This window comes from Leifsonia sp. Root1293, assembly GCF_001425325.1.
Lineage (GTDB): Bacteria > Actinomycetota > Actinomycetes > Actinomycetales > Microbacteriaceae > Orlajensenia.
In genome coordinates, this window is sequence record NZ_LMEH01000001.1 from 67,637 (window position 1) to 81,642 (window position 14,006).

A 14,006-nucleotide genomic window follows, 5' to 3' on the forward strand; every position below is an offset into this window, starting at 1 on the left:
GCTTTCGTGCAGAGTCGTGTGGAATGCTCGGACGATGGCCCAGAATCCGAACCGCACCCCGTCCGCCGAGCCCTCCGGACGCCGCGGCACTGCCGGGACCAGAACCCGATCGTCATCGGCGCCGAAGACCGGTGGCGGAGCGGGAACCACCGTCGAACTCGACGTCACCAACGTAGCCCACGGCGGGGTCTTCGTCGCCAGGCACGAGGGCCGAGTGGTCTTCGTCAGCGACACCCTGCCCGGCGAGCGCGTCCTGGCGCACGTCAGCGATGACGCGCACTCGAGCTTCTGGCGTGCGGAGACCGTCGCCGTGCTCACGCCGGCCCCGCAGCGTCGGGACCATGTCTGGGCCGAGTCCTCGGTCGACCGGGCACCGGGTGAGAGGGCCGGAGGCGCCGAGTTCGGACACATCGACCAGGACTTCCAGCGCGAGCTCAAGCGCCGCGTCATCACCGATTCCTTCGCACGGATGGCGAAGATCGACACCGACGTCGAGGTGGAGGCCATCCCGACGGCTCCGGATGCCGGCCCCGACGCCGCAGCCACGGGCACGGGCTGGCGAACGCGCGTGCGCCTGCAGGTCGCCCCTGACGGCCGAGTGGGCCCGTTCGCAGCTCGATCGCACCATGTCGTGCCCGTGACGTCGCTGCCCCTGGCGACCGGGGCGATCGAGGGGATCGCGCCGTTGTCGCAGCGTTTCCCGGGTGCGACCCACGTCGACCTCATAGCCCCGAGCGATGCCGTCGCCCGCATCGTCGTCTCCGAGGCCGATCGCCGCGGCAAGCCGAAGGCGCCGCCCCACGCCATCGTGCACGAGGTCGTCGGGGAGCGACGTTTCAGGCTCGAGGCCGGCGGATTCTGGCAGGTCCACGCCCGCGCCGCCGAGACGCTCAGCCTCGCCGTGCAGGAGACCATCGACGGCGACGAGTTCGACCCGCGGGCGGCCAACCTCGACCTCTACGGAGGCGTCGGACTGCTCGCCGCCGCGGTCGGCGATCGCTTCGGGTCCACCGTGCGCATCACGACCGTCGAGAGCGATGCGCGCGCCACGGACCACGCTGCCGAGAATCTCGCCGAGTGGTTGGGCGCCGCCGCCGTCACCGCGCGCGTCGATCGGTTCCTGCGGGAACTCGGCGAGGCCCCTGCCGCAGAGCGTCGCCGGCTCGAGGGCGCCACGGTCGTTCTCGATCCGCCGCGCTCCGGTGCCGGGCGTGAGGTCGTGGACTCGCTGGTCGCGCTGCGGCCGCGGCAACTGGTCTACGTCGCCTGCGATCCCGTCGCCCTGGCCCGGGATGCCGGCCTGCTGCGTGAGCGCGGCTACGAGCTCCAGACGCTGCGCGCCTTCGATCTGTTCCCGAACACGCACCACGTCGAAGCCGTGGCGCGCTTCATGCGCACCTCCTGACGGCCTGTCGACGCCGTAGTCTGGGACCACGCGGCTCGGGTGTCGCGTCAGCGGAGGGACAACGCACGTGACGGAGTCGAATGCGGGTGCGGCATCAGCCATCCAGGTGGCCATCGTCGATGATCACGAATCCGTGGTCCTCGGGCTGAAGGCGGCCTGCGAGGCGGCCGGCTACGACGTCATCTACACGACGGCGCGCGCCCAGGACCTCATCGACAACGTGCTCGGTCGGCCGTGCGACGTCGTCGTGCTCGACCTCTCCCTCGGCGACGGCTCGAGCGTGACCGACAACGTCAAGGCCGCGCAGGCGACGGGGGCCGCCGTTCTGGTCCACTCCATCGCCGACAGAGTCGCCAGCGTTCGCGAGGCGCTCGCTGCCGGTGCTGCCGGGGTCATCCCCAAATCGGCCCCGACGGCCATGGTGCTGGCGGCCATAGCCACTGTTGCGAGGGGAGAGGTGCTCAACAACCTCGAGTGGGCGTCAGCCATCGACGCCGACGCCGACTTCGGCAAGGCGCAGCTCGGGCGGCGCGAACGCGACGTCCTGCACCTCTACGCATCCGGCCTGCCGCTCAAGACCGTCGCCCTGCAGCTCGGCATCGCCCACTCAACGGCCAGGGAGTACCTCGACCGCGTCAGGGTGAAGTACGTCGAGGTCGGGCGCCCGGCGCCGACCAAGGTGGACCTGCTGCGCAGGGCGGTCGAGGACGGCATCCTGCCCGGCCTCGAACAGGACTCGGCTGGATGACGACGGCCCCATCGTCCCGCACGACCGAGCGGGGCGAGCGCCTGCGCAGTGCTCTGCCGACCACGTCCGAGCCCCGCGCGGCGCTGAGCGCCCGCCGCATCAACGTCGCCCTCGCCAGGGCCACGGCCTTCTTCGGCCTGGTCTTCGTGGTGCAGACGGTCCCGGTGATGCTGCAGCAGCTCCCGGAACTCATCGCACCATGGTCGTACATCGTCGGCGCCACGGTCTTCGGCGCCCTGATCGCTGTCGCGGTCTCGGCGTGGGTGAACCGCGCCCACCGTCTCGTCTTCGGATTCTTCGCCGTCGTCTACCTGCTGGCCGTGCTCGTCTGGCCGTTCACCGTGGGCGACCCGGCGGACTTCGCGGAGAACACTCCGTGGATCTGGTACCTGGTGACCGTGGCGACGACCAATGCCGCCATCGCCTTCAGGCTGCCCATCGCCGTCGTCTACACCGTGGTCACACCGCTCGCCTACGGGATCATCAGGGTCACCCCAGCCGGCGGCGACGTCGGATTCACGCGGGCGAGCCTCGACACCGTGTACGCCATCCTGCTCAGCTCAGCCGCCCTCATCATCTTCACCTCACTGAGGCAGGCCGCCGAGGCCGTCGACGACGCCCAGGCCGGAGCGCTGGCGAAGTACGCGCAGGCCGTGCGCCAGCACGCCACCGACGTCGAGCGGGTGCAGGTCGATGCCATCGTGCACGACAGCGTGCTCACCACCCTGCTCTCGGCTGCCGGTGCAGACAGGCCAGAACAGAAGGAGCTCGCGGCCCGGATGGCCCGCACGGCGCTCGAGCACCTCGAGGTCGCAGCGGATCCGCCGGTCGACGACGAACAGGACGTGCCCCTCGACAGGCTCGCCCGCCGCATCCGCTCGTCGGCGACGGCATTCTCGGCGCCCTTCGTCATCCGCGCTACCAGGGTCGTCTCCCGTGCTGTTCCCGTTCAGGCGGCAGAGGCGTTGTACTCGGCATCGGTGCAGGCGATGGTCAACAGCATGCAGCACGCGGGCGGTGCGGCCACGCTGGTGCGCCGACGCCTCACCGTGACGGGGACCACCGACGGATGCCGCATCGTGGTGAGCGACACCGGACAGGGCTTCGACGCCGCTGAGATCCCTCAGGAGCGCCTGGGCATCAGGGTCTCGATCATCGAACGGATGCTCAGTGTCGGGGGCAGCGCCCGGATCGAGTCGTCTCCCGGCGCCGGCACGACGATCACCCTGCAGTGGCCGGCGGACGGGGCGACGGATGCCCTCGTCACCGAGGACGACCCGGAGCGAGCATCGGTCGGCCGGAGCGGAGTCGACGCATGATCACCATTCCCCGGCTGCTCATCGTCGCCCTGGCGGCCGTGTTCTCGGCCTACCACGTCGTTCTGGCCATCACGTCGCTCGGCGTGCCGGACTCCCCGGTCGCCCCCATCATCGCCATCTGCCTGTACGCGCTCGCGACCCTGTTCAGCCTGTGGCCGTCACGCCCCGGCCGGATGCCGCTCTGGGTGGCCGCCTTCGATCTCGCGGCGAGCATCGCCATGCCGTTGCTCGTCTGCTCGACGCTCGATGCGACCGCCGACAACGGCTACGCCACCTGGTACGTGGCGGCGATCGGCACGCTCATGACGATCACGGCCGTGCGAGGACGGCTGGTGGTCGCCTGGGTCGGCGTCGGCTTCCTCGTGCTCCAGACTCTCGTCTGGGCAGGTCCGGCCGCCCTCGGGTTCATCGGGGTCATCGGCAGCGTGGTGTGGGTCGGCGTCGCCCACTTCGGTGCCCGTGCGCTGTCGAGGGCATCCCGCGAGGCGCGCTCCTACAGCCTCGCCGAACGGGAGGCCGCAGACTGGCAGGCCGCCCAGGACGCGCACCTGCACGAGCGGCAGGTGCGGCTCGCGACGACGGATCGGATGGCGGCTCCGATGCTGCGTCGCATCGTGGAGACCGACGGACGGCTCAGCGACGCCGAACGCCTCGAGTGCCGCCAGCTGGAGGCGGCTATCCGCGACGAGATCCGAGGACGCATGCTGCTCGATGACGGAGTGCGGACCGCCGTGCGCGACGCCAGGCAGCGGGGCGCCAGCGTGACGCTGCTCGACGAGGGCGGGATCGACGATCTCGACGACGACCATCGCACGCGCACCCTGGCCACACTCCGCGATGCCATCGTGGGGACGTCCGCCGATCGCATCATCGTGCGCACGGTCTCGGACGAGGAGGTCGCGGTGACCGTCGTCGGCCTGCGGGGAGGCGACCAGCGCACCGCCGCTCTCGGTGACGGCGGTGCCGGGGTCGCCGTCGATGACGACGACGACGAAGAGGTCGACCTCTGGCTCGAGATCCCGCGCTGAGCGGAGCGTAGGTCTGCGCCGGGTATGACGAAGGGGAGCGTGTCCGAGAACCTGCGCCGGGTATGACGAAGGGGAGCGTGTCCGCTGGTGACGGTGCGTCCCGCTCTCGCGGGAACTTGCCCCGRGTATGACGAAGGGGAGCGTGTCCGCTGGTGACGGTGCGTCCCGCTCTCGCGGGAACTTGCCCCGNCGGTGCGTCCCGCTCTCGCGGGAACTTGCCCCGRGTATGACGAAGGGGAGCGTGTCCGCTGGTGACGGTGCGTCCCGCTCTCGCGGGAACTTGCCCCGGGTATGACGAAGGGGAGCGTGTCTGAGACCCGCTCCCCTTCGTGTATCCGAGTCGCGGCGATAACCCGAATATCGCCCTGACTCGTCCCTGCCGCGGCCTGCTGAAACAGCTGGCCTGCGGTGGGAGGTGGCCCCTAGCGGGATCACCTTCGATATCTAGTGTGACGTACGCGCAACTCCGGGAACAGTCATCATTTCGGGGGACACGGATGAGGACACGCGGCGAAAGCGTCTTGCTGCACGCCGCACAACGGCACCAGCCCCCAGAACGGGTGATGGAGTGCAGGTGAAGATCCAGGGGTACATCGGCGGTCTGCCGGGGTGCTCAGCCGGCGAAGCCGCGCCACTGGCCGGCTCCCGGAGTGAGCGGCTGCCGCAGCGCACGCTGAGAGCGCTGCCACGCGCTCTGGCCGACAGGCCGGGCGGTTGCGGCGCCGTCGGCCTCCTCCGCGAGCATCGCCGACAGCACTGCCGTGACCGCCGCGGCCTCCTCGTCGGTCACTCCCTGCGTGAGAAAGGTGATGCCGGTGAGCTCCGGTGCGTCGTCCGGACGATCTGTTGCAGCATGCCTGCCCATCAGAGGGGGATGTTCCCGTGCTTCTTGGCCGGCAGGCTCGCGCGCTTGGTGCGGAGGGCGCGCAGCGCCTTCGTGATCGACACCCTGGTGGCCGCGGGCTCGATGATGCCGTCGAGCTCCCCGCGCTCTGCGGCGAGGAAGGGGCTGGCGACGTTGTAGGTGTACTCGTTGGCGAGCTTCGTGCGCACGGCGGCCACGTCCTCCCCGGCCTCCTCAGCACGCTTGATCTCACCGCGGTAGAGGATGTTGACAGCGCCCTGCCCGCCCATGACGGCGATCTCGGCCGTCGGCCAGGCGAGGTTGATGTCGGCGCCGAGCTGCTTCGAGCCCATGACGATGTAGGCGCCGCCGTAGGCCTTGCGCAGGATCACGGTGACCAGTGGCACTGTCGCCTCGGCGTAGGCGTAGAGGAGCTTCGCTCCACGACGGATGACGCCGGTCCACTCCTGGTCGGTTCCGGGCAGGTAGCCGGGAACGTCGACGAGGGTGACGATCGGGATCGAGAAGGCGTCGCAGAACCTCACGAACCGGCTGGCCTTCTCGCCGGCGTCGATGTTGAGGGTTCCGGCCATCGCGTTGGGCTGGTTGGCGATGATTCCGACGGATCGTCCTTCGACCCTGCCGAAGCCGATGACGATGTTGGGCGCGAACAGCGGCTGCACCTCGAGGAAGTCGCCGTTGTCGACGACGCCCTCGATCACGCTCTGCACGTCGTACGGCTGGTTGGGGGAGTCGGGGATGACGGTGTTGAGGCGCCTGTCGGCATCCGTGATCTCCAGCTCGGTCCCGGTGTCGTAGACCGGCAGCTCGGCGAGATTGTTGTCGGGGAGGAAGCCGAGCAGCGTGCGGGCGTAGTCGAGCGCGTCGGACTCGTCACTGGCCAGATAGTGCGCGACACCGGAGACCTTGTTGTGGGTCAGGGCGCCGCCGAGCTCCTCCATGCCGACGTCCTCGCCGGTGACGGTCTTGATGACATCGGGGCCCGTCACGAACATCTGGCTCGACTTGTCGACCATGATGACGAAGTCGGTCAGGGCGGGGGAGTAGACCGCGCCACCGGCCGCCGGTCCGCAGATGATCGAGATCTGCGGGATGACGCCGGATGCTCGCGTGTTGAGTCGGAAGATCTCGCCGTACTTGCCCAGGGCGACGACGCCCTCCTGGATGCGGGCTCCGCCCGAGTCGAGGATGCCGATGATGGGAACGCCGGTCTTGAGGGCGAGCTCCATCACCTTGATGATCTTCTCGCCGGCCACCTCGCCGAGGGAGCCGCCGAAGACAGTGAAGTCCTGGGAGTAGACGGCCACCTGGCGGCCGTGGATGGTGCCGACACCGGTGACGACGGAATCGCCGTACGGCTTCTTCGCGTCCATCCCGAAGGCGTGGGTGCGGTGGCGAACGTATTCGTCGAGCTCAACGAAGCTGCCGTCGTCGAGGAGTTCGGCGATGCGCTCGCGGGCCGTCATCTTGCCCTTGGCGTGCTGCTTGGCGATGGCGGCGTCGCCGCTGGCCGTCACGGCTTCGTGGAAGCGGTTCTTGAGGTCGGCGAGCTTGCCTGCCGTCGTGGTCATGTCGGGGGCCTGCGCAGCGCTGTTCTCGGTCACGCGGTTCAGCCTATCCGGGGCACCTCCCCGCCGCCCGTTGACGGATGCATACAAAGATCACCGCGAACCATCGTGATGAGCACCAACCGCTACTCTGAACCCGACGAAGGGATGCCGTCATGGAATTTCCGCGGAGCACGGCGCTCGCCGCCAGATTCGAGTACCTCGAGGAGGCCGGATCGACGAACGACGAGATGGTGCAGAGGGCCGTCGGCCCGGATGCCGCGGCCTGGCCGGACCTCTCGGTTCTCGTGACCGGCAGCCAGACCAGCGGCCGGGGGCGCCTCGGTCGCACCTGGTCTGCTCCGGCCGGGCGCTCGCTGGCCATCTCCCTCCTCGTTCGGCCGCGTCTCGCCGACGGTTCGGCCCTGCCGGCCGACAGCCTCGGTTGGCTGCCGCTGCTCACGGGCGCTGCGATGACACGAGCCGTGCGCGCTGCCGTGCGGGATCATGCCGACAAGCTCGCCGGGACTGCGGACGAGGACGGCGCGCCGGGTTCCATCGACGTGTCGCTCAAGTGGCCGAACGACGTGTTGATCGACGGATACAAGGTGAGCGGCATCCTCGCGGAACTGCTTCCGCCGGCGGTGGGCGAGGAGCCTGGGGGTGTCGTGATCGGCGCCGGCGTCAACCTGGCCCTCGACGAGCACGATCTGCCGACCATCACGTCGACGTCGATCCTGCTGGTCACCGGGGAGGCTCCCGACGCCGATGCTGTGCTCGCGCTCTACCTCGACGCCTTCATGGAGTTGTACCGCTCCTTCCTCGCCGCCGATGGTGATCCTGATGCCAGCGGACTGCACGCCGAGGTCACTGCACTGTGCGGCACGCTCGGACGCGAGGTGAGGGTGGAGCTTCCCGGCGGCGACGTGCTCATCGGGACCGCCGCGGCGATCGACGGCGACGGGCGCCTGGTGGTCGAGGATCGCGACTCGGGCGACAGCCGCGCCGTCTCCGCCGGTGATGTGACGCACCTGCGGTACTGAGACAGGGTGACGAGCGGGCCGTACGGCGGCCCCGCTCGGCGCATCAGAGGGCCGCGGATGCTCCCACGCTTCTTCCAGAATCCCGTCCCGTAGGATACCTATCGGCCTGAACGGGCCGGTCGATGTCCCTGCGTGGGAAGTAAGAGAGCACTACGTGACAACGGAAGACCTCACCGGATTCCAGACTCCGGGCCGTGGGCGCGGCATCCTGGACATCTTCCGGTGGCACTACCTGCTGCGCCTCCTGATCCGAAAAGGAACCTCGACTCGCTACCGCAACTCGGTGCTGGGCTGGACCTGGTCCTACGTCAAGCCTGCCGCCCAGTTCCTCGTCTACTACTTCGTGATGGGCGTGATCTTCCAATTCCATAAGGACATCCCGAATTTCCCCATCTATCTCTTCTCGGGAATTGTCGTGATCAACCTCTTCAACGAGGCCTTCGGAAACGCGACCCACGCCATCGTGGACAATCGCTCGCTCGTCAAGAAGATCTACCTGCCACGAGAACTGTTTCCCATCGCGTCCATTGCCGGCGCAGTGCTGCATTTCGTGCCGCAAGTACTCATCCTCTTCGCGGTGTGCCTTCTCGTCGGCTGGGCACCGAGCTTCGCGGCGGTGGGGGCGTTCCTGCTCGGAATCGTGTTGATCCTGGCACTGTCTCTCGGGCTCGGTTTGTTCTTCGGGGCCTTCAATGTGCGCTACCGCGATGCCCAGAACTTCGTCGAGATCATTCGGATGCTGTCGACATGGACAGCGCCAGTACTTTACGGCTGGGCGATGGTGCAATCAGCGCTGCCCGGCTGGGCTTTCAACATCTACATGCTCAACCCGATCAGTGTCGCCGTCGAATACTTCCACTTCGCGTTCTGGGATCAGACGGTTGCGCACGGCGCGGGTTTTCCCCCGCATATTTTCGAGTACACGATCGGAGCATCGGTGTTCGCCCTTGCGACGATCGTGGTCGGGCAGTTCACCTTCAAGCGCCTCGAGCGCAGCTTCGCGCAGGACCTGTAATGGAGAAGACCATGGACACGCGTCCGCGCATCATCGTCGAGGGCGTGCGCAAGGATTTCCTGTTGCGTCACACACACTCCCTGAAAGAGGCGTTCGTCGCTCGGATCCAGAAGAAGAATGCGGCCCCCACCACCTTCCAGGCCCTCGACGGGGTGAGCTTCGAGGTGGGCGAGGGGGAATCGGTCGCCGTGCTCGGCCTCAACGGCTCGGGCAAGTCGACCCTGCTCAAGCTCGTCTCGGGCGTTCTCGAGCCGGATGCGGGGACTGTTCTGACCCGCGGCCGCGTCGCCGGTCTCATCGAAGTGGGTGCCGGCTTCCACCCCGATCTCTCGGGTCGAGAGAACGTCTACCTCAATGCAGCCATCCTGGGCATGAACGCCGCCGAGACCGACGCGCGTTTCGACGAGATCGTGGCGTTCTCAGAGATCGGCGAATTCATCGATCAGAAGGTCAAGCACTATTCATCGGGAATGTTCGTGAGGCTGGCCTTTTCAGTGGCCATTCACGTGGAGCTCGACGTGCTCCTCGTGGACGAGGTCCTCGCCGTCGGCGACGCGCCGTTCCGTGAGAAGTGCACCAGAAAGATCAAGGAGCTCGCAGAGCAGGGCAAGACCATGCTCATCGTCAGCCATAGCATTGGAATGGTCAAGGATCTCTGCGACCGCGGTGTCGTCCTCCGTAAGGGCAAGAAGATCTTCGACGGCCCCGTCGAGGAAGCCATCAAGGTGCTCAAGGGCTGAGCTGATCCCGTCCGTGACCCGCGGCAGCACACGCCCGGGCAGCGCTTCGGTCTGGGGTAAGAATGACCTATGAGCATCGCAGGCGAACCGCCGACCGGCACGACGGGTCCCACCGTCCCGGCCGAGCGCATCGTCGCGCGCCTGCGCAGGCACTCGCGTGCGCTGTTCTGGCCGTCGCTGCTGCTCATCGTCGCGTGCGGCGTCGCGGGTTACGGCCTGCCGCGGCTGACCGAGCCCTGGGCGCACATCGCCGCATGGTGCGGGTTCGGGCTGGTCGTCGTGTTCGGCTGGGTGTTCCCGCTCCTGTGGTGGCTCGGCCAGCGGACGACGGTGACGACACGTCGGGTGATCGTGCGCACGGGGTTCTTCGTTCGCGTGCGCCAGGAGGTGCTGTACTCGCGCATCTACGACGTGAGCGTGCGCACGTCGTGGCTGCAGAGCGCCTTCCGTAGCGGCGACGTGCTGATCAACACCGGCGCCGACCGCCCGGTGGTTCTGCGTGACGTGCCGGGAGCTGCCCTCGTGCAGCGCTCACTGCACGACCTGACCGACGCGGCCCACGGCAGCGGTACCCGCATGAGGTGGCAGGAGGAGCCGTCAGCGCTCCCCGACCAGTCCGTCGTCTGGGGCGGCCGGTAGCAGGGCGACGGTGGTCGATGCCGTGCGGTGCGGTGCGAACACCCAGAGGCGGTAGGCGACGAACCTGAAGGCGGCGCCGAGGGCGAGGCCGATGACGTTCGATGAGATGTTGTCGGCCAGCACCGAGGTGAAGCCCAGCACATAGTGGGAGAGCCAGAGGCAGGCGAGGCCGATGACCATGCCGATGATGCTCACGACGAAGAACTCGATGCCCTCCCGGGCGGTGCTCGTCGAGCGCCTGTCCGAGAAGGTCCAGTAGCGATTGCCCATCCAGTTGACGAAGATGGCGAGCACGGTCGAGATGACCTTGGCGATCAGCGGACCCGTGTGCACCTCCTCCGGGGAGAGCACGGTCGCGCGCAACAGGTTGAACACGCCGACATCGACGAGGAACCCCACGGCCCCGACCGCGCCGAACCGGGCCAGCTGCGATGCGAGCACGCGCCAGCCGCCTGTCGTGGTCGTTGTCATGACGGCATCCAAGAGGAGAGGGGATGGGCGAAGATAGACGTGCGCAGGGAAGTCTAACCATCGCGCAGCAAGCCAATCTGAATGCCGGCTGCGGATGCGAGAGCCGTGAGCCGAGAGCCTGGAGAGACGTGACGATGATCGTTGGTGTGATCGGTGCGGGCCAGCTCGCCCGCATGATGATTCCCGCTGCAGTGGAGCTCGGCATCGAGTTGCGTGTGCTCGCCGAGGCCGACGGGATGTCGGCTGCACTCGCTGCGGTCGGCGTCGGAGACTACCGCGACCGAGAGGCCGTGCTGGCGTTCGCCGACACCGTCGACGTGCTCACCTTCGACCACGAGCACGTTCCGCAGGAGATCCTGCGCGAGCTCGTGCAGCGCGGAGTCGCCGTGCACCCCGGCCCCGACGCCCTGCTCTACGCGCAGGACAAGCTGCTCATGCGGGAGAAGCTGGCCGAGCTCGGCCTGCCCATTCCCGACTGGGCCCGCGTCGAGAACGCCGAGCAGCTGGCGGCGTTCCTGGCGGACCACGGCGGCCGGGCCGTCGTGAAGACACCCCGGGGCGGCTACGACGGCAAGGGCGTGAGGGTCGTGCGGGGCGCCGACGAGGCCGAGGACTGGTTCTCCGCGCTCGCCGACGGCGATGCGCTCCTGGTGGAGGAACTCGTCGACTTCAGCCGCGAACTCGCCCAGCAGGTCGCCCGCCGCCCCTCGGGCGAGATCGTCTCGTGGCCGCTGGTCGAGACCGTGCAGACGGATGGCGTCTGCACCGAGGTCATCGCGCCGGCTCCGCATTCGGCAGGACGTCTCGCCGACCTGGCCACGCAGATCGCCGTGACGGTCGCCGAGGGCATCGGAGTGACGGGTGCGCTCGCCGTCGAGCTGTTCCAGACCACGGACGGACGACTGCTCGTCAACGAGCTGGCTATGCGCCCGCACAACAGCGGCCACTGGTCGATGGACGGATCGACGACGGGTCAGTTCGAACAGCACCTGCGCGCGGTCCTGGACCTCCCGCTCGGGTCGACGGACACCCACGGCGAGTGGTCGGTCATGGTGAACATCCTCGGCGGTCCGGCCGAGGGCTCGCTCGCCGACAGGTACGCGAACGCCATGGAGCAGCATCCGTCGGTCAAGGTGCACAACTACGGCAAGGCGCCGCGCCCCGGCCGCAAGGTGGGCCACGTGACGGCGGTCGGCGCCGACCTCGACGACGCCACCTACCAGGCGCGGGCGGCCGCAGCGTACTTCGGCGACTGACAGGGGCGCGCCGTGACGGCTTCTCCCAGCCGCCCGATCTAGGATCGACGGGTGAGTGAAGCAAGCCCGATCGTCGGTATCGTCATGGGATCAGACTCGGACTGGTCTGTGATGAGCGACGCAGCACAGACCCTGCGCGAGTTCGGCGTGCCATTCGAGGTGCAGGTCGTCTCGGCGCACCGCACCCCGCGCAAGATGATCGACTACGGCACGGATGCCCGCGGCCGCGGCCTCAAGGTCATCATCGCCGGCGCGGGCGGAGCCGCGCACCTTCCCGGAATGCTCGCCTCGGTCACGGTGCTTCCCGTCGTCGGAGTCCCGGTGCCCCTCAGCAGGCTCGACGGACTGGACTCGCTGCTCTCGATCGTGCAGATGCCTGCCGGAGTTCCCGTCGCGACGGTGTCGATCGGCGGGGCGAAGAACGCCGCCCTCATCGCGGTGAAGATCCTCGCGACGGCCGACGACGCACTGGCGGACAAGCTGGCCGCCTACGCGGAGGACCTCGCCGCCCTCGTGGAGAAGAAGAACACGGACCTGCAGTCACAGCTATGAGCACCATGACCTCCGTGGCGAGCCCGATCCGCTACCCGAACACCACGTCATCCGAGGTGATGACCCGTCGTGCCTGGTGGCTCGTCGTGCTCAACTTCCTCATCCCCGGCACGCCGCAGGTGCTCGCAGGCAACCGCAGGCTCGGACGCTTCGGCCTGGTCAGCACGTTCGTGCTCTGGGCGATCCTCGCGATCCTCCTCGGCCTCTACCTCGGGGCGCGCACCACGCTGTACACGCTGTTCAGCACGTCGATCACGCTCTGGATCGCTGCCATCGTGCTCGTCTTCTACGCGGTCGTGTGGCTGATCCTCTCGATCGACACCCTCCGTCTCGTCCGCCTGGTGCGCACCGCCCCATCGGCGCGGGCCTGGATCGGCGGGCTGACGGCCCTGCTCATGATCTTCCTCAGCGGCGGCGCCGTCTACGGGGCGTACATCGCCACCTCCGCGAGCGGATTCCTGTCCACGGTGTTCCAGGCCGGTCCGAGCGTTCCGCCCGTCGACGGCAAGTACAACATCCTGCTCCTCGGTGGCGACGCCGGCCCCGACCGCGAGGGCATGCGCCCCGACAGCATCTCGGTGGTCAGCATCGACGCCACCACAGGACAGGCCGTCACGATCGGCCTGCCGCGCAACCTCATGTACGCGCCGTTCTCGCCGGGTCCGATGGCCGACAAGTACCCGAACGGCTACGGCTGGGACGACGAGTGCGACGTCGACGTCTGTCTCCTCAACTCGATCTACACCGAGGTGGAGCTGAAGAGCCCGGAGATGTATCCGGATGCCGAGAAGAACGGAAGCGAGCCCGGCATCGAGGGCATGCGCGACGCCGCAGAGGGCGTCACGGGCCTCACCATCCAGTACTACGTGCTCATCGACATGCAGGGCTTCTCCGACCTGATCGACGCCCTCGGCGGGGTCGACATCACCGTGGACCAGCGCATCCCGATCGGCGGGGACGAGGACCTGAACGGTGTCGAGGGCTGGATCGAACCCGGCGCGCAGCACCTCGACGGCTTCCATGCGCTCTGGTACGGACGCGCGAGGCACGGCACCAGCGACTACGACCGGATGGCCCGCCAGCGGGTGCTGCAGGACGCGATCCTCTCGCAGTTCAACCCGGCCAACGTTCTGACCAAGTTCCAGGCGGTGGCCAGCGCGGGTGCGCAGGTCGTCAAGACCGATGTGCCGCAGAGCATGCTGGGCTACTTCGTCGATCTCGCCTCGAAGACCAAGGCGCTGCCCGTCACGAACGTCGAGCTCGTCCCGGCCAACGGCATCGACCCGTCGGAGCCCGACTTCGACGCCATCCATGCGATGGTGAACGCCGCCGTGTACCCGCCGACGGCGACGCCGGCACCCGAGGGCTGACCTCTCCG

General features: G+C 68.2%; 14 protein-coding genes. 11 read left to right on the forward strand and 3 right to left on the reverse strand.

Features of this window, described 5'->3' with window-relative positions; genetic code table 11:
• The first annotated feature begins 34 nt into the window (after positions 1 to 34).
• From ASC59_RS00315 to ASC59_RS00330, 4 genes are all read left to right on the forward strand, one after another.
• Complete coding sequence (locus ASC59_RS00315) at positions 35 to 1,405, forward strand: class I SAM-dependent RNA methyltransferase (protein WP_157487878.1); 1,371 nt, start codon at positions 35 to 37, stop codon at positions 1,403 to 1,405.
• 67 nt (positions 1,406 to 1,472) lie between these two features.
• Positions 1,473 to 2,153: a response regulator transcription factor gene (locus tag ASC59_RS00320; RefSeq protein WP_055817316.1), complete on the forward strand. Its 681-nt coding sequence runs from the start codon at positions 1,473 to 1,475 to the stop codon at positions 2,151 to 2,153.
• Positions 2,150 to 3,472 (forward strand): sensor histidine kinase, encoded by a 1,323-nt coding sequence (locus tag ASC59_RS00325; protein ID WP_055817318.1) that lies wholly within the window; start codon positions 2,150 to 2,152, stop codon positions 3,470 to 3,472. The genes ASC59_RS00320 and ASC59_RS00325 overlap by 4 nt, the downstream gene beginning before the upstream one ends.
• On the forward strand, positions 3,469 to 4,500 hold the full coding sequence (locus ASC59_RS00330) for a hypothetical protein (RefSeq protein ID WP_055817321.1): 1,032 nt from the start codon (positions 3,469 to 3,471) through the stop codon (positions 4,498 to 4,500). Before ASC59_RS00325 ends, ASC59_RS00330 begins: the two co-directional genes overlap by 4 nt.
• A 613-nt stretch (positions 4,501 to 5,113) precedes the next feature.
• Here ASC59_RS00330 and ASC59_RS00335 read toward each other — a convergent pair.
• Together ASC59_RS00335 and ASC59_RS00340 are read right to left on the reverse strand one after the other, a co-directional pair.
• A complete protein-coding gene (locus ASC59_RS00335) occupies positions 5,114 to 5,365 on the reverse strand; it encodes an acyl-CoA carboxylase subunit epsilon (protein ID WP_157487879.1) in 252 nt (83 codons plus the stop codon).
• Entirely contained in the window at positions 5,365 to 6,936 is a 1,572-nt protein-coding gene (locus tag ASC59_RS00340) for an acyl-CoA carboxylase subunit beta (protein ID WP_055822543.1), read from the reverse strand. Before ASC59_RS00340 ends, ASC59_RS00335 begins: the two co-directional genes overlap by 1 nt.
• A gap of 152 nt (positions 6,937 to 7,088) precedes the next feature.
• On the opposite strand from ASC59_RS00340, the gene ASC59_RS00345 reads away from it, so the two are divergent.
• The 4 genes from ASC59_RS00345 (at position 7,089) to ASC59_RS00360 (ending at position 10,349) form a co-directional block, all read left to right on the forward strand.
• Entirely contained in the window at positions 7,089 to 7,955 is an 867-nt protein-coding gene (locus ASC59_RS00345) for a biotin--[acetyl-CoA-carboxylase] ligase (RefSeq protein WP_055817325.1), read from the forward strand.
• A gap of 154 nt (positions 7,956 to 8,109) precedes the next feature.
• Complete coding sequence (locus ASC59_RS00350; protein WP_055817327.1) at positions 8,110 to 8,970, forward strand: ABC transporter permease; 861 nt, start codon at positions 8,110 to 8,112, stop codon at positions 8,968 to 8,970.
• Positions 8,971 to 8,981: 11 nt separating this feature from the next.
• On the forward strand, positions 8,982 to 9,710 hold the full coding sequence (locus tag ASC59_RS00355) for an ABC transporter ATP-binding protein (protein ID WP_055822550.1): 729 nt from the start codon (positions 8,982 to 8,984) through the stop codon (positions 9,708 to 9,710).
• Positions 9,711 to 9,779: 69 nt separating this feature from the next.
• The gene (locus tag ASC59_RS00360; protein ID WP_082513308.1) at positions 9,780 to 10,349 is read left to right on the forward strand and encodes a PH domain-containing protein; all 570 of its coding nucleotides are present in this window, start codon (positions 9,780 to 9,782) and stop codon (positions 10,347 to 10,349) included.
• Here ASC59_RS00360 and ASC59_RS00365 read toward each other — a convergent pair.
• Positions 10,308 to 10,820: a GtrA family protein gene (locus ASC59_RS00365; protein ID WP_055817329.1), complete on the reverse strand. Its 513-nt coding sequence runs from the start codon at positions 10,818 to 10,820 to the stop codon at positions 10,308 to 10,310. The two genes, ASC59_RS00360 and ASC59_RS00365, sit on opposite strands and share 42 nt — an antisense overlap.
• A 128-nt stretch (positions 10,821 to 10,948) precedes the next feature.
• Here ASC59_RS00365 and ASC59_RS00370 point away from each other — a divergent pair, with 128 nt between their 5' ends.
• From ASC59_RS00370 to ASC59_RS00380, 3 genes are all read left to right on the forward strand, one after another.
• Positions 10,949 to 12,076 (forward strand): 5-(carboxyamino)imidazole ribonucleotide synthase, encoded by a 1,128-nt coding sequence (locus ASC59_RS00370; protein WP_055817331.1) that lies wholly within the window; start codon positions 10,949 to 10,951, stop codon positions 12,074 to 12,076.
• Between the two features lie 84 nt (positions 12,077 to 12,160).
• Positions 12,161 to 12,628, forward strand: a complete 468-nt coding sequence (gene purE, locus ASC59_RS00375; RefSeq protein WP_157488023.1) for a 5-(carboxyamino)imidazole ribonucleotide mutase — start codon at positions 12,161 to 12,163, stop codon at positions 12,626 to 12,628.
• Positions 12,625 to 13,998: an LCP family protein gene (locus tag ASC59_RS00380; RefSeq protein ID WP_327063429.1), complete on the forward strand. Its 1,374-nt coding sequence runs from the start codon at positions 12,625 to 12,627 to the stop codon at positions 13,996 to 13,998. Before purE ends, ASC59_RS00380 begins: the two co-directional genes overlap by 4 nt.
• The last annotated feature ends 8 nt before the right edge of the window (positions 13,999 to 14,006 follow it).

Excerpts from the sequence above, each read along its gene's own strand:
- ASC59_RS00380 (WP_327063429.1), top strand. The coding sequence starts at position 12,625 with ATGAGCACCATGACCTCCGTGGCGAGCCCGATCCGCTACCCGAACACC.
- ASC59_RS00340 (WP_055822543.1), bottom strand. The coding sequence starts at position 6,936 with ATGACCACGACGGCAGGCAAGCTCGCCGACCTCAAGAACCGCTTCCAC.
- ASC59_RS00365 (WP_055817329.1), bottom strand. The coding sequence starts at position 10,820 with ATGACAACGACCACGACAGGCGGCTGGCGCGTGCTCGCATCGCAGCTG.
- ASC59_RS00345 (WP_055817325.1), top strand. The coding sequence starts at position 7,089 with ATGGAATTTCCGCGGAGCACGGCGCTCGCCGCCAGATTCGAGTACCTC.
- ASC59_RS00325 (WP_055817318.1), top strand. The coding sequence starts at position 2,150 with ATGACGACGGCCCCATCGTCCCGCACGACCGAGCGGGGCGAGCGCCTG.
- purE (WP_157488023.1), top strand. The coding sequence starts at position 12,161 with ATGGGATCAGACTCGGACTGGTCTGTGATGAGCGACGCAGCACAGACC.
- ASC59_RS00335 (WP_157487879.1), bottom strand. The coding sequence starts at position 5,365 with ATGGGCAGGCATGCTGCAACAGATCGTCCGGACGACGCACCGGAGCTC.
- ASC59_RS00355 (WP_055822550.1), top strand. The coding sequence starts at position 8,982 with ATGGACACGCGTCCGCGCATCATCGTCGAGGGCGTGCGCAAGGATTTC.
- ASC59_RS00360 (WP_082513308.1), top strand. The coding sequence starts at position 9,780 with ATGAGCATCGCAGGCGAACCGCCGACCGGCACGACGGGTCCCACCGTC.
- ASC59_RS00330 (WP_055817321.1), top strand. The coding sequence starts at position 3,469 with ATGATCACCATTCCCCGGCTGCTCATCGTCGCCCTGGCGGCCGTGTTC.
- ASC59_RS00315 (WP_157487878.1), top strand. The coding sequence starts at position 35 with ATGGCCCAGAATCCGAACCGCACCCCGTCCGCCGAGCCCTCCGGACGC.